18 protein-coding genes and 1 tRNA gene are annotated in these 21,549 nt (G+C 66.9%); 13 read left to right on the top strand and 6 right to left on the bottom strand.

The features are described 5' to 3' along the window. Positions 1 to 66 precede the first annotated feature (66 nt). The 8 genes from hscA (at position 67) to ACSQ9I_RS18550 (ending at position 5,679) form a co-directional block, all read left to right on the top strand. Positions 67 to 1,923 carry a Fe-S protein assembly chaperone HscA gene (hscA, locus tag ACSQ9I_RS18585; protein ID WP_436314046.1) on the top strand — a complete coding sequence of 619 codons (1,857 nt, stop codon included), beginning with the start codon at positions 67 to 69 and terminating at the stop codon, positions 1,921 to 1,923. Positions 1,924 to 1,931: 8 nt separating this feature from the next. Beyond that, positions 1,932 to 2,270 carry an ISC system 2Fe-2S type ferredoxin gene (fdx, locus tag ACSQ9I_RS18580; protein WP_093108170.1) on the top strand — a complete coding sequence of 113 codons (339 nt, stop codon included), beginning with the start codon at positions 1,932 to 1,934 and terminating at the stop codon, positions 2,268 to 2,270. Next, positions 2,270 to 2,989, top strand: coding sequence for a DNA polymerase III subunit epsilon (gene dnaQ / locus ACSQ9I_RS18575; RefSeq protein ID WP_436304544.1), 720 nt, complete (start codon positions 2,270 to 2,272; stop codon positions 2,987 to 2,989). Before fdx ends, dnaQ begins: the two co-directional genes overlap by 1 nt. A gap of 86 nt (positions 2,990 to 3,075) precedes the next feature. After that, positions 3,076 to 3,150 (top strand) — tRNA-Val (locus ACSQ9I_RS18570). Between the two features lie 117 nt (positions 3,151 to 3,267). After that, positions 3,268 to 3,414, top strand: a complete 147-nt coding sequence (locus ACSQ9I_RS18565; RefSeq protein WP_093108166.1) for a stereocilin — start codon at positions 3,268 to 3,270, stop codon at positions 3,412 to 3,414. Positions 3,415 to 3,447: 33 nt separating this feature from the next. Further along, positions 3,448 to 4,545, top strand: a complete 1,098-nt coding sequence (locus tag ACSQ9I_RS18560) for an NAD(P)/FAD-dependent oxidoreductase (RefSeq protein WP_436304526.1) — start codon at positions 3,448 to 3,450, stop codon at positions 4,543 to 4,545. 93 nt (positions 4,546 to 4,638) lie between these two features. Next, positions 4,639 to 4,947: a glycine zipper domain-containing protein gene (locus tag ACSQ9I_RS18555; RefSeq protein WP_126837873.1), complete on the top strand. Its 309-nt coding sequence runs from the start codon at positions 4,639 to 4,641 to the stop codon at positions 4,945 to 4,947. 42 nt (positions 4,948 to 4,989) lie between these two features. Then, positions 4,990 to 5,679 (top strand): phage holin family protein, encoded by a 690-nt coding sequence (locus ACSQ9I_RS18550; RefSeq protein WP_093108160.1) that lies wholly within the window; start codon positions 4,990 to 4,992, stop codon positions 5,677 to 5,679. 13 nt (positions 5,680 to 5,692) lie between these two features. On the opposite strand, the gene ACSQ9I_RS18545 is transcribed toward ACSQ9I_RS18550, so the two are convergent. Then, the gene (locus ACSQ9I_RS18545; RefSeq protein WP_436292713.1) at positions 5,693 to 6,760 is read right to left on the bottom strand and encodes a quinone-dependent dihydroorotate dehydrogenase; all 1,068 of its coding nucleotides are present in this window, start codon (positions 6,758 to 6,760) and stop codon (positions 5,693 to 5,695) included. A 40-nt stretch (positions 6,761 to 6,800) separates the two neighbouring features. Between ACSQ9I_RS18545 and rpiA the strand changes: the two genes are divergently transcribed. Further along, positions 6,801 to 7,502, top strand: coding sequence for a ribose-5-phosphate isomerase RpiA (gene rpiA, locus ACSQ9I_RS18540; protein WP_093108156.1), 702 nt, complete (start codon positions 6,801 to 6,803; stop codon positions 7,500 to 7,502). 97 nt (positions 7,503 to 7,599) lie between these two features. Here rpiA and ACSQ9I_RS18535 read toward each other — a convergent pair whose 3' ends face one another. From ACSQ9I_RS18535 to ACSQ9I_RS18515, 5 genes are all read right to left on the bottom strand, one after another. Then, on the bottom strand, positions 7,600 to 8,223 hold the full coding sequence (locus tag ACSQ9I_RS18535) for a glutaredoxin family protein (protein ID WP_436314045.1): 624 nt from the start codon (positions 8,221 to 8,223) through the stop codon (positions 7,600 to 7,602). Positions 8,224 to 8,283: 60 nt separating this feature from the next. Continuing rightward, a complete protein-coding gene (locus ACSQ9I_RS18530; protein ID WP_436314044.1) occupies positions 8,284 to 10,332 on the bottom strand; it encodes a M3 family metallopeptidase in 2,049 nt (682 codons plus the stop codon). A 34-nt stretch (positions 10,333 to 10,366) separates the two neighbouring features. Next, entirely contained in the window at positions 10,367 to 11,224 is an 858-nt protein-coding gene (gene folD / locus ACSQ9I_RS18525) for a bifunctional methylenetetrahydrofolate dehydrogenase/methenyltetrahydrofolate cyclohydrolase FolD (RefSeq protein ID WP_436314043.1), read from the bottom strand. Positions 11,225 to 11,301: 77 nt separating this feature from the next. Next, positions 11,302 to 11,934, bottom strand: a complete 633-nt coding sequence (locus ACSQ9I_RS18520) for a response regulator transcription factor (RefSeq protein WP_093108148.1) — start codon at positions 11,932 to 11,934, stop codon at positions 11,302 to 11,304. After that, complete coding sequence (locus ACSQ9I_RS18515) at positions 11,931 to 14,474, bottom strand: PAS domain S-box protein (protein ID WP_093108146.1); 2,544 nt, start codon at positions 14,472 to 14,474, stop codon at positions 11,931 to 11,933. Before ACSQ9I_RS18515 ends, ACSQ9I_RS18520 begins: the two co-directional genes overlap by 4 nt. Before the next feature lie 217 nt (positions 14,475 to 14,691). Between ACSQ9I_RS18515 and aceE the strand changes: the two genes are divergently transcribed. The 4 genes from aceE to lpdA are packed head-to-tail and all read left to right on the top strand — an operon-like array spanning position 14,692 to position 21,524. Continuing rightward, positions 14,692 to 17,418 carry a pyruvate dehydrogenase (acetyl-transferring), homodimeric type gene (gene aceE / locus ACSQ9I_RS18510; RefSeq protein ID WP_436314042.1) on the top strand — a complete coding sequence of 909 codons (2,727 nt, stop codon included), beginning with the start codon at positions 14,692 to 14,694 and terminating at the stop codon, positions 17,416 to 17,418. A 46-nt stretch (positions 17,419 to 17,464) separates the two neighbouring features. Continuing rightward, complete coding sequence (gene aceF, locus ACSQ9I_RS18505; RefSeq protein ID WP_436314041.1) at positions 17,465 to 19,123, top strand: dihydrolipoyllysine-residue acetyltransferase; 1,659 nt, start codon at positions 17,465 to 17,467, stop codon at positions 19,121 to 19,123. Then, positions 19,120 to 19,710 (top strand): MFS transporter, encoded by a 591-nt coding sequence (locus ACSQ9I_RS18500; protein ID WP_436304518.1) that lies wholly within the window; start codon positions 19,120 to 19,122, stop codon positions 19,708 to 19,710. Before aceF ends, ACSQ9I_RS18500 begins: the two co-directional genes overlap by 4 nt. Then, entirely contained in the window at positions 19,707 to 21,524 is a 1,818-nt protein-coding gene (lpdA, locus tag ACSQ9I_RS18495) for a dihydrolipoyl dehydrogenase (protein ID WP_436314040.1), read from the top strand. Before ACSQ9I_RS18500 ends, lpdA begins: the two co-directional genes overlap by 4 nt. The last annotated feature ends 25 nt before the right edge of the window (positions 21,525 to 21,549 follow it).

Raw genomic sequence — 21,549 nt, 5'->3', positions numbered from 1 at the left:
CTTCGTGTATTCGCTGCCCCCCGAGGGGGCGCAGGCCCCCCTTGGGGCGGCCCGGCGGGAGGCCTGATGCCATTGCTCCAGATTTCAGAACCCGGCCAGGCGCCGGATCCGCACCAGCGCCGCATCGCGGTCGGCATCGACCTCGGCACCACGCATTCGCTGGTGGCGGCGGTGCGCAGCGGCGTGGCCGAATGCCTGCCCGACGCCGAAGGCCGCGTGGTGCTGCCGTCGGCCGTGCGCTACCTCGACAAGGATCGCCGCCAGATCGGCTTCGATGCGCTGGCCGCGCGTGCCGTCGACCCGGCCAACGTCATCACCTCGGTCAAGCGCCTGATGGGGCGCGGCGTGCAGGACATCGTCAACCGCGATGCCATGGCCTACCGCCTGAGCGGCGATGCGGGTATGGCCAAGGTGCAGACCGCGGCCGGCGAGAAGTCGCCGGTCGAGGTGAGCGCCGAAATCCTCGCGACCTTGCGCTATCGGGCCGAGGACACCTTCGACGACGAGCTCTACGGCGCCGTGATCACCGTGCCCGCGTACTTCGACGAAGGCCAGCGCCAAGCCACCAAGGATGCGGCCCAGCTTGCCGGGCTCAACGTGCTGCGCCTGATCAGCGAACCGACGGCGGCCGCGATCGCCTACGGCCTGGACAACGCGAGCGAGGGCGTCTACGCGGTCTACGACCTCGGCGGCGGCACCTTCGACATCTCGATCCTGAGGCTCACGCAGGGCGTGTTCGAAGTCATCGCCACCGGCGGCGACTCGGCGCTCGGCGGCGACGACTACGACCATGCGCTCGCCGATCTCGTGCTGGCGCAAGCCGGTCTCGAGGCGCAAAGCGACACCGACAAGGCCATGCTGCTGGTGGCCGCGCGGGCCGCCAAGGAGGCGCTGACGGCTGCCGAATCCGCCACTTTCGCGGCGGACGTGGCAGACACCCCGCTGCGCGTCGAAATCCGGCGCGAGCAGTTCGAGGCCGCCACCGCCAGCCTCACCGCACGCACCATCGCGGCCGTGCGCAAGGCGCTGCGCGATGCCCGGCTCCAGCCGGGCGAGCTGCAGGGCATCGTGCTGGTCGGCGGTGCCACGCGCATGCCGCAGATTCGGCATGCCGTCGCCGCATTCTTCGGCCGCGAGCCGCTGATCAACCTGAACCCCGACGAAGTCGTCGCGCTCGGCGCCGCGATCCAGGCCAACCAGCTCGCCGGCAACGGCGGCGCCGACGACCTGCTGCTGCTCGACGTGATTCCACTCTCGCTCGGCATCGAGACCATGGGCGGACTGGTCGAGCGCATCGTGCCACGCAACCAGACCATCCCGACGGCCATGGCGCAGGACTTCACGACCTACCAGGACGGCCAGACCGCATTGGCACTGCACGTGGTGCAGGGCGAGCGCGACCTGGTCGCCGATTGCCGCAGCCTCGCGCGTTTCGAGCTGCGCGGGATTCCGCCGATGGCTGCGGGCGCCGCGCGCATCCGCGTCACCTTCACAGTCGATGCCGATGGGCTGCTCAGCGTGAGCGCGAAGGAGCAAGGCAGCGGCGTGGAAGCGAGCGTCACGGTGAAGCCGTCCTACGGCCTTTCCGACGACCAGATCGCGTCCATGCTGCGGGAAAGCTTCTCGACCGCGGAGCAGGATATGCAGGCGCGTGCGCTGGTCGAGGCGCGCGTGGATGCCGATCGCATGCTGCTGGCCACGCAGAGCGCGCTGGATGCCGACGGCGAGCTCCTGGGCGCCGAGGAGCGCGGGGCGATCGAGGCGCTGATGGCCGCGCTGCGCGAGGCGCGAACAGCCAACGACGCAGCGGTCGTCGAAGCCGCGACCAAGGCATTGGCGGATGGCACCGAAGCCTTTGCCGCCGAGCGAATGAATGCGGGCATCGCGCGTGCGCTCTCGGGCCGCCAGATCGAATCTCTCTAGAACCCTCAATGCCCACGATCAAGATCCTTCCTCATTCCGAGTATTGCCCGCAGGGCGCCGAGATCAGCGCGCCGGCCGGCACCTCGATCTGCGAGGCGCTGCTCGAGAACCACATCCATATCGAACACGCCTGCGAGATGAGCTGCGCCTGCACCACCTGCCACGTCGTGGTGCGCAAGGGGCTCGAATCGTTGAACGAGGCGGAAGAGGGCGAGGAAGACCTGCTCGACCGCGCCTGGGGACTCGAGCCGCAGTCACGGCTGAGCTGTCAGGCGATACTGGGGCAGACCGATCTGACGGTCGAGATTCCGAAATATTCGATCAACCACGCCAAGGAAAACCACTGATGACGCGCCAGATCGTCCTGGACACCGAAACCACAGGACTTTCGGCAGAGAACGGCGACCGCGTCATCGAGCTCGGCTGCGTCGAGCTGTTCAATCGCAAGCTCACCGGCAACGACCTGCACATCTATTTCAATCCGGAGCGCGAGAGCCACGAAGACGCGCTCAAGGTCCACGGACTGACGACCGATTTCCTGCGCGACAAGCCGAAGTTCGTCACGCTCGCGAACGACGTCGTCGAGTACTTGCGCGATGCCGAGCTGATCATCCACAACGCGGCCTTCGACGTCGGCTTCCTCAACAAGGAATTCGAGCTTGCCGGCCTGCCGCCGCTGCGCAGTTTCGTCGGCGAAGTCACCGATACGCTGGCGATGGCGAAGGCGGTCTACCCCGGCAAGCGCAATTCGCTGGACGCGCTGTGCGACCGCTTCGGCGTCGACCGCTCGAACCGCACCTTCCACGGCGCCAAGCTGGATGCGCAGTTGCTGGCCGACGTCTACATCAACCTGACGCGCGGCCAGGATGCGCTCCTGATCGACGTCGCATCGAACGAGCCGACCACGGGCACGGTGGTGATGATCGATCTGCGCAGCATCGAACTGCCCGTGCTGGTGGCGACCGAGCACGAACTCGCCGCCCACGAAGAACTGCTGCTGCAGCTCGACAAATCCAGCAAAGGCCAAACGCTTTTCCGGCAAATCGACGGAAACGCTGTGGCATAATTGCGGGCTTCGCGCCACACGGCACGAAAATCCATCTGGCGCACCGAGCGTCGGACATCATTTGATTCGACGCCGATGGCGTCGAGGGGCGGTTAGCTCAGGGGTAGAGCACAGCATTCACACTGCTGGGGTCGGAGGTTCGAAGCCTCCACCGCCCACCAATTTCCTTTTTCCTTATCCTGTTTGTTGTGTCGGCTGGTGCCGACGTCAACTGCGGCAGTGCGCTGCTTGTCGCGCGCCGCAAAGCGCGTAGAACGCTAGGGAAAGGAGAAGCGATCATGGCCACGAGTCCCGATCTTCCGACGCCCATCACCTCCGATCCGCCCGACGTGCCGGAGCTTCCGGTCGAGCCGGACGAAGGTCCCGCCACCCCGCCGGGCGGTCCTTCGGATCCCGAAAACCCGTTCCCGGCCCAGCCGGAGTGAACCTGGCGGGCGCGGGCCCGCTAAGCTCGCCGGATGGATGAATTCGATTGCGCTGTCATCGGCGCCGGTGTCGTGGGCCTGGCCGTTGCCCGAGCGCTTGCGCTCAAAGGCCGCGAGGTGGTCGTGCTCGAGGCCGAAGGCGCCATCGGCACCGGCACCAGCTCCCGCAACAGCGAGGTGATCCACGCGGGCATCTACTACCCCGAGGGTTCGCTCAAGGCGCGTCTGTGCGTCGAAGGCAAGCAGTTGCTCTACGACTACGCGGCCGAGCGCGGCCTGCCGCACCGGCGCTGCGGCAAGCTGATCGTGGCCACGGCGCCGACGCAGGTCGCACAATTGGACGCGATCGCCGCCAAGGCGCGGGCCAATGACGTCGACGATCTCGTGCTGCTCACGCGGGAGCAGGCGCGCGCGATGGAGCCGCAGCTCGAATGCCTGGCCGCTCTGCATTCGCCGAGCACCGGCATCGTCGACAGCCATGCGCTGATGCTGAGCCTGCAGGGCGATCTCGAGCATGCGGGCGGCGTCCTCGCCCTCAAGTCAGCGGTCGTGCGCGCAGAGTGCGCGGACGGCGTCGTCGTCTTGATGGCCCAGGACGGCACCGCCCTGCGTTGCAACAGCGTCGTGAACGCGGCCGGTCTCGCCGCGCCCGCACTCGCACGGCGCTTCGACGGTTTGCCTGCGAGCGCAGTGCCGTCGGCCCATTTCGCCAAGGGCAGCTACTTCACGCTGGCGGGCCGCGCGCCTTTCAGTCGTTTGATCTACCCGGTGCCCGAAGCGGCAGGCCTGGGCGTGCACTTGACGCTCGATCTGGGCGGCCAGGCCAAGTTCGGCCCCGACGTTCAGTGGGTCGATTCACCCGACGACCTGGTGGTCGATCCGAAGCGCGGCGACGGCTTCTATGCCGAGGTGCGCAAGTACTGGCCGGCGTTGCCGGACGGCGCGCTCATCCCCGGGTACGCCGGCATCCGGCCGAAGGTGTCCGGCCCGGGCGAGGCGGCGCGCGATTTTCTGATCGAGGGCCCGGCCACCCACGGCGTTCCGGGGCTGGTCAATCTGTTCGGCATCGAGTCGCCAGGGCTCACCAGCAGCCTCGCGATCGGCCGGCATGTGGCCGCATTGCTGCCGTAGACCCGCGCGGCCATGTACCATGGAACGCCACGCCGTTTGCCGGCGTGAAGCCGCCGGCACGGTGCCGGTGCAATCCACTGAGGGAAGATTTCAATGACTGCATCCTCAAATCTCGAAGCGGCTGCCAACGCCGTGGCCGAAGACATCGCCAGCGACGTTCGCGGTGTGCTCGCCAGCAAGGATCTCGACACCTTGCCGCACATCAAGGCCCTGCGCCAGCGCATCGACAGCAAACTGGCGATCGCACGCGAGCTCGCGGCCGAGAAGAGCAAGCTCGCCGCCAAGAAGGCGCGTGAAGCGGCCAACACCGCCAATGCCTACGCCCATGACGAGCCGTGGCAAATCGCCGGTGCCGCCTTGGCGGTGGGTGTGCTGGTGGGTTTGCTGCTTGGTCGCCGCTGAGCCTCGCCGATTCGGCCGGCGCGAGGGCCTCGGGGGCCTCGCATGAGGCTGTTGTCCCTGTTCGGGCTGGACTCGCGCCTTCGCCGGCTGCGCATCGCAGCCAGCGAAGGCGCCCTGGCAGCCGAAGACCGTGTCCAGCTGCTGCAGCTGGCATGGGAAGAAGAAAAGCAGCGCCTGCAGCTGATGCTGGTCCTGGTGATCGCGGTGATCGGGCTCACGACGGTCGCCGTCGCCTTGCTGTCGGTGGCGGTGGTCGTGCATTTCTGGGAGACGCCGAACCGCGTTGCGGCCGCCTGGGCAGTGGCGGCGATATGGATCGCGCTCTGGCTGGTTGCGGCCGTGGCGTTGATGAGCACCTTGCGCAAGACCTCGGAAGCCTTCGGCCCCGCACGCCACGAGTTCGAGCGCGATTGGGAATGGGTTCAAGACCGCTTCGGTCTCGGCGACGAGGCCGAAGCGCCACCGCGTGAACCCAGGCCCCAGAGCCGCGAAGAACTGCTCGAGCGCATCGCGCGCCAGCGCGAGCGCATCGCGACGCTGCAGGGCGCGTCGTCGAAGAAGGCCGACGCGCCGCCTGACGACGAGTCCCCCGGCGCCGCAGCGCTGCGGATCGCGCGCGAGCATCCGGTGGCGACCGGCGTCGTGACCGCGGCGGCCGTCGCGGTGCTCGGTCCGCGCCGCCTGCTGCGCTGGGCGGCCATCGTCGTGCCGGTGCTGTGGCGGATGCGCTGATCCGGGAAGACGCTCAGGCGCTGCGCTTGCGCAGTGCCTGAGCTGCCTGGCGCACCAGCGCCGGACCCCGGTAGATCAGCCCGGTGTAGATCTGCACGAGATCGGCGCCGGCGGCGATCTTGGCCTCGGCATCGGCGGCGCTCAGGATGCCGCCGACGCCGATGATCGGAAAATCACTGCCCAGTGCCGATCGCAGCTGGCGGATCACGCGATTGCTCGCTTCCCTGACCGGCGCACCCGAGAGGCCGCCGGCTTCGTTCGCATGCGGCAGGCCCGCCACCGCGTCACGCGCCAGCGTGGTGTTGGTGGCGACCACGCCGTCCATGCCGTGGCGGCGCAGCGTGGCCGCGATCACCCGAACCTGGGCCTCGTCGAGATCCGGTGCGATCTTCACGAACAGCGGAACCCGCTTGCCATGCCGTGCGGCGAGCGCAGCGCGCTTGTCCGCCACCGCCCCGAGCAACGCATCGAGCGCCTCGTCGCTTTGGAGCGAACGCAGATTGGCGGTGTTGGGGCTGGAGATGTTGATCGTCACGTAGTCGGCATGCGGGTAGACGCCGTCGAGGCAGACGAGGTAGTCGTCGACTGCACGCTCGATCGGCGTCGCGGCGTTCTTGCCGATGTTGAGCCCCAGCAGCATCGGCCGCTTGGAGTCGTTGCGGCGAAAGCGCGCGCGCTGCACGTTGGCCAGGAAGGCCTCGAGCCCTTCGTTGTTGAAGCCGAGCCGGTTGATCAGCGCGTCACGCTGCGGCAGGCGGAACATGCGCGGCTTCGGATTGCCCGGCTGCGCCTTCGGCGTGACCGTGCCGACTTCGACGAAGCCGAAGCCCATGGCGGCAAAGGCATCGATGCAGCGGGCGTTCTTGTCGAGTCCGGCAGCGAGCCCGACCCGGTTCGGGAACGAGAGGCCGGCCAGCGTGCGCCGGTCCTCGATGCGGGGCGCCGCATAGACGCAGGCCAGCGGCGTGTTCTGCGTGCGCGCCAGTGCGTCGAGCGTCAGCTCATGGGCGTGCTCGGGATCGAAGCCGAAGAGGAAAGGTCGGGCAAGACCGTAAAGAGAGGAGGGGAGCAGCAGGGACATCGGATAATTCTGGACTTCGTAGCCCCAAGGATTCTCTCCGATGACTTCCCCCGCTCCCGCATCGGCCCTGACCCAGGACGAACTCAAGGCGCAGGTCGGCCGCGCCGCGCTCGCCCACGTGGTGAAGGGAGAGATCGTCGGCGTCGGCACCGGCTCGACGGTGAACAAGTTCATCGACGCGCTGGCGACGATCAAGGGCGACATCCGCGGCGCGGTGTCCAGCTCGGTGGCGTCGACCGAACGCCTGCATGCGCTGGGCATCCCGGTGTTCGACAGCAACGAGGTCGAGGAACTGGCTGTGTACATCGACGGCGCCGACGAGATCGACGGCCGCGGCTACATGATCAAGGGCGGTGGCGCCGCGCTCACGCGCGAAAAGATCGTCGCCGCCCAGTCCAGGCGCTTCGTCTGCATTGCAGATTCTTCCAAGCGCGTGAACACGCTCGGCGCATTCCCGCTGCCGGTCGAGGTGATCCCGATGGCGGCGCAGCGCGTGATACGGCAGTTCGCGCGGCTCGGCGGCATGGCACAGGTGCGCGAGAAGGACGGCGTGGCGCTGGTCACCGACAACGGCCAGCACATCATCGACGTGACGGGTCTCCGGATCACCGACCCCCTGGGCTTCGAGAGCGAAGTGAATCAATGGCCCGGCGTGGTCACCGTGGGGGTTTTCGCCCACCAACGGGCCAACGTGTGTCTGCTGGGCACGCCGTCCGGCGTGCAGACGCTTCGCTTCGACTGAGCGAGGGTCAGGCCGGCGCCGGGCCGCCCCAAGGCGGCCTGCGGCCCCCTCGGGGGGCAGCGAGTACGCGAAGCGACGGAGCGTGGGGGCTATTGATTCAGAACTTGATGCCGGCCGGATTGCTCGGTGTCGGGCCGGTCGCAGCAGGCGGCTGCGGGGTAGATGGCGCAGGCGCAGCACGCTGGGGCTGCGCCGCAGGCGCTGGCTGGGCAGCCACAAGGGGCTGCGCCGGCGGATTGCGGTAGCTCGCCGGCAACTGGGCGCTCTTGGGATAGCCTGCCGCGTCGAGATACTGCGACCACTCGGCATCCGAAAAACCCTTGAGCTGCTGCGTGCCGATGGACAGCAGCGGCAGCGAGGCCTGGCCGCTCAAGCGCTGCAGCGCCTCCACGTCCTCGTTGCTCTTGATGGTCCGTTCGTCGAAGGGGATTCCGCGTGTCACCAGCAGCGAGCGGCCCGCGCCGCAGGGCCCGCACTCGTCGCTGGTGTAGAGCGTGACCGGGTATCGCTGCGCAACCTGCCGCAGCTCGTAGGGCAGGCCGGCGCTGGCACCCGCCGCGCTGCCGCCGCGCGGCGTCGCGGGTTGCGCATTGGCGGCAGGCGGCTGGTCCGAGAAGGTGACCTTGCCGTTCTTGTCGACATGGCGGTAGACCGGCTGCGCCAGGGCGGCGCCGGCGGCGAGCAGCAGGGCGAGGCCTGAGAGATGTGCGTTGAGCTTCATCGATGACTTTCGTGATCCGATGGAGCGGAGTATCTCAGGCCGCGCGGGCGCCGCGCCATCTCAGGCCGGCTGCGCCTCGGTCATTCCCTGGTGTCGCAGCAGCGCATCGAGCTGCGGCTCGCGGCCCCGGAAGGCCTTGAAGGACTCCATCGCGCTGCGGCTGCCGCCGGCCTCGAGGATGGCCTGGCGGTATTTGCGGCCGGTCTCGATGCTCGGCTCTCCATTGGCGCCGGCGGTTTCCTCGAAGGCCGCGTAGGCGTCGGCGCTCAGCACCTCGGCCCACTTGTAGCTGTAGTAGCCGGCCGCGTAGCCGCCCGAGAAGATGTGGCTGAAGGTGTTGGGCGTGCGGCTGAAGGGTGGCGAAGGCATCACCGCGACCTCGTCGCGCACCTTGCCGAGCAGCGCCATCACGTCGCCCGGCTGGGCGCCGGCGGCGTCGTATTCGGTGTGCAGCAGCATGTCGAACAGCGAGAACTCGATCTGGCGCAGCGTCTGCAGGCCGCTCTGGAAGTTCTTGGCCGCGGTCATCTTGTCGAACAGCGCGCGCGGCAGCGGTTCGCCGGTGTCGACGTGCGAGGTCATGTGCGCCAGAACATCCCACTCCCAGCAGAAGTTCTCCATGAACTGGCTCGGCAGCTCGACGGCGTCCCACTCGACCCCGCTGATGCCCGAGACGTCGCGCTCGTTGACCTGCGTGAGCATGTGGTGCAGCCCGTGGCCGAACTCGTGGAACAGCGTCGTCACGTCGTCGTGCGTAAGCAGCGGCGGCTTGCCGTCGACGCCCTCGGCGAAGTTGCAGACCAGTTGCGCGACCGGCGTCTGCAGCGCGCCGGTGTCGGGCCTGAGCCAGCGGGCGCGCACATCATCCATCCAGGCGCCGCCGCGCTTGGCGGCACGGGCCGCCGGATCGAGATAGAACTGGCCGACCTTCTGCCCCGCGCGTTCGATGCGGTAGACCTCGACGCTCGGATGCCACACGGGCGCACTGTCGCGATGGATCGACACCTCGAACAGCGTCTCGACGATCTTGAACAGGCCGGCCATGACCTTCGGCGCGGTGAAGTACTGCTTGACCTCCTGCTCGCTGAAGGCGTAGCGCGCTTCCTTGAGCTTCTCGCCGATGTAGCTCCAGTCCCAGGGTTGCGGGTCGACGATGCCGAGTTGCTGCGCCGCGAACACGCGCAGGTCGGCCAGGTCGCGCTCGCCGTAGGGTTTGGCCTTGGCCGCGAGATCGCGCAGGAACTTGATGACCTGTCCGGCCGATTCCGCCATCTTGGGCACGATGGAAAGCTCGCCGAAGTTGGGATAGCCCAGGAGCTTCGCTTCCTCCTGGCGCAGCGCGAGGATCTCGCGGATCAGTTCGGTGTTGTCGAAGGCGGGGTCGCCGAATTCGCTGGCGCGCGTGACGTAGGCGCGATAGAGCTTCTCGCGCAGGGCGCTGCTCCTGGCGAACTGCATGACCGGCAGGTAGGAGGGCATCTTCAGCGTGAGCTTGTAGCCTTCCTTGCCCTCGGCTTCGGCCGCCGCGCGCGCCGCGCTGACCACGTCTTCCGGCAGGCCCTCGAGTTCGCCGAGTTGGGTGTAGTACGCGAACGCATCGGTCGCGTCGAGCGCGTTCTCGCTGAACTTCTGGCTCAGCTCGGCCTGGCGTTCCTGGATTTCCGCAAAGCGTTTCTTCGCCTCGCCCTGCAATTCGGCGCCGCCGAGCACGAAGTTGCGCACGGCGTAGAGGTGCGCCTGGCGCTGCTCGGGATTCAGGGTCGCCGGATCGATCGCCTTGTATTTGGCATAGAGCCGCTCGTCGGAGCCGAGGCGGGTCCAGAAGGCGGTGACGCGGGGCATCGCTTCGTTGTAGGCGGCGCGCAGCTCCGGCGTGTCGGCGACCGCGTTGAGATGGCCCACGGCGCCCCAGGCGCGGCTGAAACGCTCCGAGGCGACGTCGAGCACCTTGGCGATCGCGGTCCAGTCGGCCGGGAATTCGGGCGTGGTCGCTGCCTGCAATGCGGCCTCGGCGTCGGCGAGCAGCACATCGACGGCGGGCGCGACATGCTCGGGCCTGATCCGGTCGAACAGCGGGAGGTCGTTGAAGTCGAGGAGCGGATTGGTCATGGTCTTGTTCAGATGGCGGGCAGGGGGCTCGAGTTCAAGTGGCCTCGGCGGCGCGTTCGGCCGCCTCGATCGTGTTGACGAGCAGCATCGTGATGGTCATCGGGCCGACGCCGCCGGGCACCGGCGTGATCCAGCCGGCCACCTCGCGCACGCCGGCGAAATCCACGTCGCCGCAGAGCTTGCCTTCGTCGTTGCGGTTCATCCCGACATCGATCACCACGGCGCCGGGCTTGACCATGTCGGCCGTGAGCACATTGCGCTTGCCGACGGCCGCGACCACCACGTCGGCTTGGCGCGTGATGGCGCCGAGGTCCTGCGTCGCGCTGTGGCAGATGGTGACGGTCGCGTTCTTGGCGAGCAGCATCAGCGCCATGGGCTTGCCGACGATGTTGCTGCGGCCGATGACGACGGCGTGCTTGCCGCGCAGTTCATAGCCGATGGACTCGAACATCTTCATGCAGCCGTAGGGCGTGCAAGGCCAGAAGCCGGGCATGCCCGTCATGAGCGCACCGGCGCTTGCGACGTGGAAGCCGTCGACGTCCTTGGCGGGGGCGATGGCCTCGATGACCTTCTGCGCGTCGATGTGCGCGGGCAGCGGCAGCTGCACCAGGATGCCGTGGATCGCCGGATCCTTGTTGAGCGCCTCGACCCTCGCCAGCAGCTCGGCCTCGCTCAGCTCGGCCGGGTACTTCTCGAGCACCGAATGCAATCCGTTGTCTTCGCAGGCCTTGACCTTGTTGCGCACGTAGACCTGGCTGGCGGGGTTCTCCCCGACCAGGACCACGGCCAGCCCGGGCGCGACGCCGCGGGACTTGAGCGCCGCGGCCCGCGTCGCCACTTCGGCGCGCAGCGTTCGGGAGAGGGCGTTGCCGTCGATCAGTTGAGCTGTCATCGGTTTTGGATTTTCCAAGTAAAAACGCCCGCTTGCGCAGGCGTCGAAGATCGGTATCGCTATCGGGACGATAGCCGCTAGGCTGCCTTGCCGGGCGCCGCCTGTCCCAAGGCGATCTTGAGCAGGTCGGCCACCGTGTTGGCGTTGAGCTTTTCCATGATGTTGGCGCGGTGCGCTTCCACCGTCTTGATGCTGATGCCGAGGTCGTCGGCGATCTGCTTGTTGAGCCGGCCGGCGACGATGCGCTCGAGCACCTGCGCCTCGCGGCCGGTGAGCTTGGAAAGCAGTGCGTCGCGGCTGGCCGATTGCTGGTGCTGCGCGAAGGCGCCGCGCGCGTGTTCGAGCATGCGTTCGACCAGCGCTACGAGCGCATCGTCGTTGAAGGGCTTCTGGATGAAATCCATGGCGCCTTTCTTCATGCTGTCGACTGCCATCGGCACGTCGCCGTGGCCGGTGATGACGACGATCGGCAGCGGCGAGCGGCGCTCGATCAGGCGGTCTTGAAGTTCGATGCCCGACATGCCGCCCATGCGGATGTCGACGATCAGGCAGGCGACCTCGCGCGGGTCGTAGCGGGACAAGAAGGATTCGGCCGAATCGAAGCAGCGAACCCGGTAGTCCTTGCCTTCGAGCAGCCATTGCAACGAATCGCGGACTGCCTCGTCGTCATCGACGACATAGACCGTGCCCTTCTTGGGAATCAAACTCATGCAGGTACCTTCGCCTCGTTGCTTGCTACGGAATCAATAGCGTCCAACACCGGAATCCAGAAGGAGAAACGGCATCCGACGACATCCGGGCCATTGTAGATGTTCTCCGCCTTCATCCGGCCGCGGTGCGACTCGACGATGGTGCGGCAGAGGTTGAGCCCGATGCCCATGCCTTCGGGCTTGGTCGAGAAGAAGGCTTCGTAGAGCCGATCCATCACTTCCGGCGCGAGGCCCATGCCGGTGTCCTGCACCGAGAACTCGACCGCGTTCTGGCCGTCGATGACCTTGGGCAGCACGCGCAGCTCGACGCTGCGACGCGCGAGCGGCCGGTCGGCCAGGTCGATCGACTCGGCCGCGTTCTTCAGCAGGTTGACCATCACCTGCTCGATCAGGATCGGATCGACCCGCACCACCGGAAGGCGCGCGGCCACGTAGTGGTTGAGGCGCACGTTGCGGCGGCGGAGCTCGATGCCGGCGAGTTCGACCGCTTCGCTCACCATGGTCGAGACCTCGGCCGGCGTGCGGTTCGGCTCGCTGCGTTTCACGAAGGAGCGGATGCGCTGGATGATCTGGCCCGCGCGCTGCGCCTGCTTGGAGGTCTTGTCGAGCGCCGCGAGCAGGGCCTCGGAATCGATCTGCTGTCCGCGGATGCGCGACATCATGCCGTTGCAGTAGTTGGTGATCGCGGTCAGCGGCTGGTTGAGCTCGTGCGCGACGCTGGACGCCATCTCGCCCATGGTGATCAGCCGGCTGGCGGCCTGCGCGCGGTCGGCCTGCGCGGCCGACAGGTCTTCGGCATCGCGCCGCGGCGTGATGTCGGTGGCGATCACCAGTTGCGCGAGCCGGCCGTCGACCCAGGTCAGGTAGCGCGAACGCACCTCGAGCCACTTGCCGAGTTCGGGCACGAAGATCTCGTTGTTGGCAGGCTGCGCGGCGGTCAGCTGGTCGATCGGCAGGCCGGCGAAAGGATCGACGTCGTCGAGTGCGTCGTCGTGCGCGTGCGAGGCCGGTACGCCGGCCTGCGCCACCATGCCCAGGTGCCCCACGGTGTCGGAGCCGAACCAGAGCCGGTACAACTTGTTGGCGAACAGCAGTTCCTCGCTGCCGAGCGGCGCCACCGACACCGAGGCGTCCAGCGCCTCGAGCACCGTGGTGAAGCGCTCGTAGGAGGCCGAGAGCTGCTCGCGGATGCGGGTGGGCTCGGTGATGTCGGTCATCGAGGTCATCCAGCCGGTCTGATGGCCGCGCGCATCGATCAGCGGCGACACGTAGAGGCGGGCGTTGAACACGCTGCCGTTTTTGCGCTTGACGCGCACCTGGAAGCCGCCCGGGAGCGCACGGCCATGCAACTCTTCCTCGAGCCGCTCGTTCATGATCTCGCGATCGGATTCCAGCCAGTAGGGGAAGGGCGGCGTCTGGCCCACGAGCTCGCTCTCGTCCCAGCCTGTCATCTGGCAGAAGGCCGCGTTGACGTAGGTGATGCGGCCCTCGAGATCGAGCACGCGCATGCCGGTGAGCATGGAGTTCTCCATCGCGCGCCGGAAGTTGGTTTCGGCCACCAGCGCCTGCTGGGCCTGAAGCCGGCGCCGCGTGTGGCGCCAGGTGCCGATCAGCATCCAGCTCGTGAGCACGCTGAGCGCGCCAACCAGCCAGAAGAGGCCATTGCCGACCACGCCCTGCGAGGTGCGGTAGGCCTGCGCGCGCAGCACCAGTGCGTTGCCCACCGGCGAGACCGGGACTTCGTATTCGTTGGTCTGTTCGGACCAAGGCAGGAGGCGGGTCTCGGCCTCGCGCGGGCTGGCAACCGTGTTGCCGGCGATCAGGCCGCCCTTGGCATCCAGCAGCGACACCGCGTAGCGCGCCGACACCTCGGAGGGCATGCCGTAGCGCAGCAGGCCATCGATCGAAAACTCGCCCAGCACCATGCCCGCGAACAGGCCCTGGTCGAAGAAGGGGATGTGCAGCTGAAGCATCGACGGCGGGTCGCCGCCGGCCACCGGTTGCGAGAACACAGGCTGGCGCAGCTCGCGCGCCAGCGCGTAATTGCTCTCGATGTCGCCCGGCCGCAGCACGTCGCCCACGGCATGCTGCTGTGCCGGATGGACGCTGGGCGCCGCGTAGCCCGCCTTGAAGCGGCGCCGGTCGTCGATCCAGCTGATCGCCTGAAGTTCGGGAAACTGGCTCACCAGCGACTCCGAGCGGCTCGCGAATTCGGTGGCGTCGATCTCGCGGTTGGAGGCATCGCGCGCCAGGCGCATCAGCTGCTCCTGCCGCTCCAGAAGCCGCAGGCGCACGCGTTGCTGCGCGTACTCCACGTCGCGCTTGACCGACTCCTGCTCGCGCTCCACCTCTTCTGCGCGCAGATACCAGAAGGCCGCGACGATGGCTGCAAGAAAAAGCAGCACCGCCGCCAGCGGCGCCAGCATCGCGACCGCATCCTGCAGCACCGGCGTCTGCCGGCGCCACCAGCGCCGCCACCAGGACAGCGGCGACGCGTTGACAGCGCTGCGCGCGACCGCGATCGGAGAGGAAAAGGGCATCGCGCGAGTTTAGGGGAAGGGCCCGCTGCGGGCCGTGGTTGCGTGCAGTGACATGACTTCGAACGAGGCCACCTTCACCTCTGACAGCATCCATATATTTCATATTAAGAAATCATCACGCACTATTTGAAATTTGGATATTTCTGTGCGAAACTCCCGCGCGCTGCCGGATACGGCACTAAATTACAGCCACAACCCCCCTCAAAAGGAGACAAGCATGTCGGCAAATCCCGAGAACCTGTACGGCTCGGCCGCGAACGACCCGGACGCACAGGAAACCCGCGAATGGATGGAGGCCCTGTCGGCCGTCATCGAAAGCGAAGGCCCCGAGCGTGCGCACTTCCTTCTCGAGCAACTGCTCGAACATGCACGCCAGAACAGCATCGACAAACCGTTCTCGGCCAACACCGCCTACGTGAACACGATCGAGACCGACCAGGAAGAACGCTGCCCCGGCAATCTTGAGATCGAAGAGCGGCTGCGCGCCTACATGCGCTGGAACGCGATGGCGATGGTCGTGAAGGCCAACCGCCACCATCCCGCCGAAGGCGGCGATCTGGGGGGGCACATCGGCTCCTTCGCCTCGCTGGCCAACATGTTCGGCGCCGGCTTCAACCACTTCTGGCACGCCGAGAGCGAAAACCACGGCGGCGACTGCCTCTACATCCAGGGACACGTTTCGCCCGGCATCTATGCACGCGCCTACCTCGAAGGCCGCCTGACCGAGGAGCAACTGCTCAACTTCCGCCAGGAAGTCGACGGCAAGGGCCTGTCGAGCTATCCGCACCCGAAGCTGATGCCCGAGTTCTGGCAGTTCCCCACCGTCTCGATGGGCCTGGGCCCGCTGATGGCGATCTACCAGGCGCGCTTCCTCAAGTACCTGCATGCCCGCGGCATCGCCAACACCGAGAACCGCAAGGTCTGGGTGTTCTGCGGCGACGGTGAAATGGACGAGGTCGAATCGCTGGGCGCCATCGGCCTGGCCGCGCGCGAGAAGCTCGACAACCTGATCTTCGTCATTAACTGCAACCTGCAGCGTCTGGACGGCCCGGTGCGCGGCAACGGCAAGATCATCCAGGAACTCGAAGGCGAATTCCGCGGCTCGGGCTGGAACGTGATCAAGCTGATCTGGGGCAGCAGCTGGGATCCGCTCTTGGCACGCGACAAGGACGGTGCGCTGCGCAAGATCATGATGGAGACGAACGACGGCGACTATCAGTCGTTCAAGGCCAATGACGGCGCCTACGTGCGCAAGCACTTCTTCGGCAAGGATCCGCGCACGCTCGAGATGGTCGCCAAGATGAGCGACGACGACATCTGGAACCTGCGCCGCGGCGGCCACGATTCGCAGAAGGTGTACGCGGCCTTCGATGCGGCCGTCAAGCACACGGGCCAACCCACGGTGCTGCTGGTCAAGACCGTCAAGGGCTTCGGCATGGGCAAGATCGGCGAGGGCAAGAACACGGTCCACCAGACCAAGAAGCTCGGCGACGAGGACATCAGGGCCTTCCGCGACCGCTTCAACATCCCGATCCCCGACAGCCAGATCGCCGAGCTGCCGTTCTACAAGCCGGCCGACGACACGCCCGAGATGAAGTACCTGCACGAGCGCCGCAAGGCCCTCGGCGGCTACCTGCCGCATCGCCGCACCAAGGCCGACGAGAGCTTCACCGTGCCGGCGCTCGACACCTTCAAGGCCGTGATGGAGCCCACGGCCGAGGGCCGTGAGATCTCGACCACGCAAGCCTACGTGCGCTTCCTCACGCAACTGCTGCGCGACAAGGCGCTGGGTCCGCGCGTGGTGCCGATCCTGGTTGACGAAGCGCGCACCTTCGGCATGGAAGGGTTGTTCCGCCAGATCGGCATCTACAACCCCGATGGCCAGCAGTACACCCCGGTCGACAAGGACCAGGTCATGTACTACAAGGAAGACAAGAGCGGCCAGATCCTGCAGGAAGGCATCAACGAGGCCGGCGGCATGTCGAGCTGGATCGCCGCGGCCACTTCGTACAGCACCAACAACCGCATCATGGTGCCGTTCTACGTGTACTACTCGATGTTCGGCTTCCAGCGCATCGGCGACCTGGCCTGGGCAGCGGGCGACATGCAGGCGCGCGGCTTCCTGCTGGGCGGCACCTCGGGGCGCACCACGCTCAACGGCGAAGGCTTGCAGCACGAAGACGGCCACAGCCACATCCTCGCGAACACCATCCCGAACTGCGTGAGCTACGACCCGACCTTCGCGCACGAGGTCGGCGTGATCCTGCACCACGGCCTGAAGCGCATGGTGGAGAAGCAGGACAACGTCTACTACTACTTGACGCTCTTGAACGAGAACTACCCGATGCCCGGCCTGCAACCCGGCACCGAGGAGCAGATCATCAAGGGCATGTACCTCTGCAAGCAGGCCCCGGTGGTCAAGGCCGCGAAGGGCAAGGAGGCGCCGACGGTGCAGCTGCTGGGCAGCGGCACGATCCTGCGCGAGAGCATCGCGGCGCAGGAACTGCTCGAGAAGGACTGGGGCGTGAGCGCCTCCGTGTGGAGCTGCCCGAGCTTCAACGAGCTCACGCGCGACGGCCAGGAAGCCGATCGCTGGAACCTGCTGCACCCGACCGACGAGCCGCGCCTGTCCTTCGTTGCCGAGCAGCTTTCGGCGAGCACCGGTCCGGTCGTGGCGTCGACCGACTACATGAAGGCCTACGCCGAACAGATCCGCCCCTTCATTCCGAAGGGCCGCACCTACCGGGTCCTGGGCACCGACGGCTTCGGCCGCAGCGACTTCCGCAACAAGCTGCGCGAGCACTTCGAGGTCAACCGCCACTTCATCGTGGTGGCCGCGCTCAAGGCGCTGGCCGACGAGGGCACGGTGCCGGCTGCCAAGGTGGCAGAGGCGATCAAGAAGTACGGCATCAACGCTGAAAAGATCAACCCGCTCTACGCGTAAACAACAACCAACAATCAACTGCGCCTCTAGGGCGGGAGACACTTTTATGGCAACAGTGGAAGTCAAGGTGCCGGACATCGGCGATTTCGATGAAGTCGCAGTGATCGAAGTGCTGGTAAAGGTGGGCGATTCGGTGAAGGCCGAGCAATCGCTCATCACGGTGGAGTCGGACAAGGCCTCGATGGAAATTCCGTCGAGCCAGGCCGGCGTCGTGAAGGAACTCAAGGTCCAGGTCGGCAGCAAGGTCAAGGAAGGCTCGGTCGTGCTGGTGCTCGAAGGCGAGGGCGCAGCTGCGGCACCTGCTGCATCCGCGCCGCCGGCCGCGGCACCGGCGCCGGCAGCAGCTGCACCAGCGCCGGCTGCGGCTGCTCCGGCCGCTGCCGCGGCCACAGGCCCGGTCGAGGTCAAGGTGCCGGACATCGGCGACTTCAAGGATGTCGCGGTGATCGAGGTGCTGGTGAAGCCGGGCGACACCATCAAGGAAGAGCAGTCGCTGATCACGGTCGAGTCGGACAAGGCCTCGATGGAGATTCCGTCGTCCGCGGCCGGCGTGCTGAAGGAACTCAAGGTCAAGGTCGGCGACACGGTCAACATCGGGGACCTGATCGCGGTGGTCGAAGGTTCGGGCGGCGGCGCTGCCGCCGCTCCGGCGCAGGCGGCCGCGGCGCCTGCGCCGGCGAGCGCATCGGCGCCTGCGCCGGCAGCCGCTCCGGCGGTATCCGCTGCCCCGGCTGCCGCGCCGCCCGCGCACGACCCGACGGTCGCGCCCAGCGGCAAGCTGCCGCATGCATCGCCCTCGGTACGCAAGTTCGCACGCGAACTCGGCGTGCCGCTCGAGGAAGTCAAGGGCAGCGGGCCCAAGGGCCGCGTCACGCAGGAAGATGTCCAGAACTTCACCCGCGCGGTGATGAGCGGCGCGGCCAGCACCAAGGCCTCGGCGGCCAAGGCGCCCGCGGGCGGCGGCGGCGAAGCGCTCGGTCTGCTGCCCTGGCCCAAGGTCGACTTCACCAAGTTCGGCACTGTCGAGCGCAAGGACCTGTCGCGCATCAAGAAGATCAGCGGTGCCAACCTGCACCGCAACTGGGTGATGATCCCGCACGTCACCAACAACGACGAAGCCGACATCACCGAGCTCGAAGCTTTCCGCGTTTCGACCAACAAGGAAAACGAGAAGTCCGGCGTCAAGGTGACGATGCTGGCTTTCGTGATCAAGGCGGTGGTCTCGGCGCTGAAGAAGTACCCCGAGTTCAACACCAGCCTGGACGGCGACCAGCTCGTCTACAAGCAGTACTTCCACATCGGCTTCGCGGCCGACACGCCCAACGGGCTCGTGGTGCCGGTGCTCAAGGATGCCGACAAGAAGGGCGTTCTGCAGATCAGCCAGGAAATGGGCGAGCTCGCCAAGAAGGCGCGCGACGGCAAGCTCGGCTCGGCCGACATGCAGGGCGGCTGCTTCTCGATCAGCTCGCTCGGCGGCATCGGCGGCACGCACTTCACGCCCATCATCAACGCGCCCGAAGTCGCGATCCTCGGCCTGTCCAAGAGCGCGACGAAGCCGGTGTGGGACGGCAAGGCCTTCCAGCCGCGCCTGCTCCTGCCGCTGTCGCTGTCGTACGACCATCGCGTCATCGATGGCGCTTCGGCCGCCCGGTTCAACGCTTACCTGGGCCAGGTCCTCGCCGACTTCCGCCGCGTTCTCCTATGACCACGGTGGTGGCCGTCCGTAAAGGCGGTCAAGTGGTGATGGCGGCCGATGCGCTCGTGACCTTCGGGGACACGCGGCTGTCGTTCAACGCCGAGGCGAACCAGAAGCTCTTCCGGGTCGCCGACGCGGAGGGCGAGAGCGTCTTCGCCGTCGCCGGCGCGGCCGCGCACTTCCTGGTGCTGCAGCAGGCGCTGGCAGCCCAGCCGGCGGATGCGCTGCGCTTCGGCAGCAAGGACCAGATCTTTCGCACCTTCACGCTGCTGCATCCGGTGTTGAAGGAGTCCTTCTTCCTGCAGACCAAGGAAGACGAGCACGATCCCTACGAATCGAGCCAGTTCACGATGCTGCTCGCCAACCCGAGCGGCATCTACGGGATCTACAGCTACCGCGAGGTCTTCGAGTTCAAGCAGTTCTGGAGCATCGGCTCGGGACGCAGCTTTGCGCTCGGCGCCATGCATGCGGCCTACGACAAGGTGCGCTCGGCGCGCGAGATCGCGGAAGCCGGCGTCGCCGCGGCCTGCGAATTCGATCGCAATTCGGCGGGCCCCATCGACGTTCTCACACTCAAACTGAAGGTGTCCAAATGAGCGAACAGCAAATCAAGGTGCCGGACATCGGCGATTTCGACGAAGTCGCGGTGATCGAGGTGCTAGTGAAAGTGGGCGACACGGTGAAGGCCGAGCAGTCGCTGATCACGGTGGAGTCGGACAAGGCTTCGATGGAGATCCCGTCGTCGCATGCCGGTGTCGTCAAGGCGCTGGCCGTGAAGGTCGGCGACAAGGTGAGCGAAGGCTCGGTGGTGCTGACGCTGGATGTGGCGGAAGGCGCCGCTGCGCCGGCACCCGCGCCGGCAGCGCCGGCCCCGGCACCCGCCGCAGCGGCACCGAAGCAGGCCCCAGCGCCCACTCAAGCTCCCGCCGTGGCATCGAGCTACACCGGTTCGGTCGATCTCGAATGCGATCTGTTGGTGCTGGGCGCCGGCCCCGGCGGCTATTCCGCTGCCTTCCGCGCGGCCGACCTCGGCCTCAAGGTGGTGCTCGTCGAGCGCTACGCGACGCTGGGCGGCGTCTGCCTCAACGTCGGCTGCATTCCTTCGAAGGCCTTGCTGCACGTGGCCGCGGTGATCGACGAGGTCAAGCATTTCGCCGACCTCGGCATCAGCTACGGCGAACCCAAGGTCGACCGCGCCAAGCTGCTCGGCCGCAAGAACAAGGTGGTGGGCAAGCTCACCGGCGGCCTCTCCGCGATGGCCAAGATGCGCAAGGTGACGACGGTGCGCGGCATCGGCGAGTTCGTCGATCCGTACCACGTCAAGGTGCAGGAAACCACGGGCGACGGCAAGGCCACCACCGACAAGGCACAGACGGTCAAGTTCCGCCACTGCGTCATCGCCGCCGGTTCGCAGGCCGTGCATCTGCCCTTCATGCCCAAGGACCCGCGGGTGGTGGATTCGACCGGCGCGCTGGAGCTCGGCGTCGATCCCAAGCGCATGCTGATCCTGGGCGGCGGCATCATCGGCCTCGAGATGGGCTCGGTCTACTCCACGCTGGGCGCGCGGCTCGACGTGGTCGAGATGCTCGACGGCCTGATGCAGGGCGCCGACCGCGACCTGGTCAAGGTCTGGCAGAAACTCAACGCGCCGCGCTTCGACAACATCATGCTGAAGACCAAGACGGTCGGCGCCGAGGCCACCAAGGACGGCATCCGCGTCAGCTTCGAAGGCGAGCAGGCACCCAAGGAGCCGCAGCTCTACGACCTGGTGTTGCAGGCCGTGGGCCGCAGCCCCAACGGCAAGAAGATCGGTGCCGAGAAGGCCGGCGTGAACGTCAGCGACCGCGGCTTCATTCCGGTCGACATCCAGATGCGCACCAACGTGGCGCATATCTTCGCCGTCGGCGACATCGTCGGCCAGCCGATGCTGGAGCACAAGGCGGTGCACGAGGCGCACGTGGCGGCCGAGGTGATCGCCGGCGAGCAGAAGGGCGACAAGGAACTCGCGAGCGCGGCCTTCAACGCCCGCGTGATCCCCAGCGTGGCCTACACCGACCCCGAGATCGCCTGGGTGGGGCTTACCGAAGACCAAGCCAAGGCCGAAGGCGTGAAGATCGAGAAGGGCCTGTTCCCGTGGACGGCTTCGGGTCGCGCGATCGCCAACGGCCGCGATGAGGGCTTCACCAAGCTGCTGTTCGATGCCGAATCGCATCGCATCGTCGGCGGCGGCATCGTCGGCACGCACGCCGGCGACATGATCGGAGAGATCGCGCTGGCGATCGAGATGGGCGCTGACGCGATCGACATCGGCAAGACGATCCACCCGCATCCGACGCTCGGCGAGAGCATCGGCTTGGCAGCGGAGGCCGTGCACGGCCACTGCACGGATTTGCCGCCGGTCAAACGCTGAAGGCATCAACCAAAAAAGAACCCGC

This window comes from Variovorax sp. LjRoot84 (assembly GCF_964254305.1).
Lineage (GTDB): Bacteria > Pseudomonadota > Gammaproteobacteria > Burkholderiales > Burkholderiaceae_C > Variovorax.
Note: the sequence above shows the minus strand (reverse complement) of the source record. Positions and strands in the feature narration are given on the sequence as shown.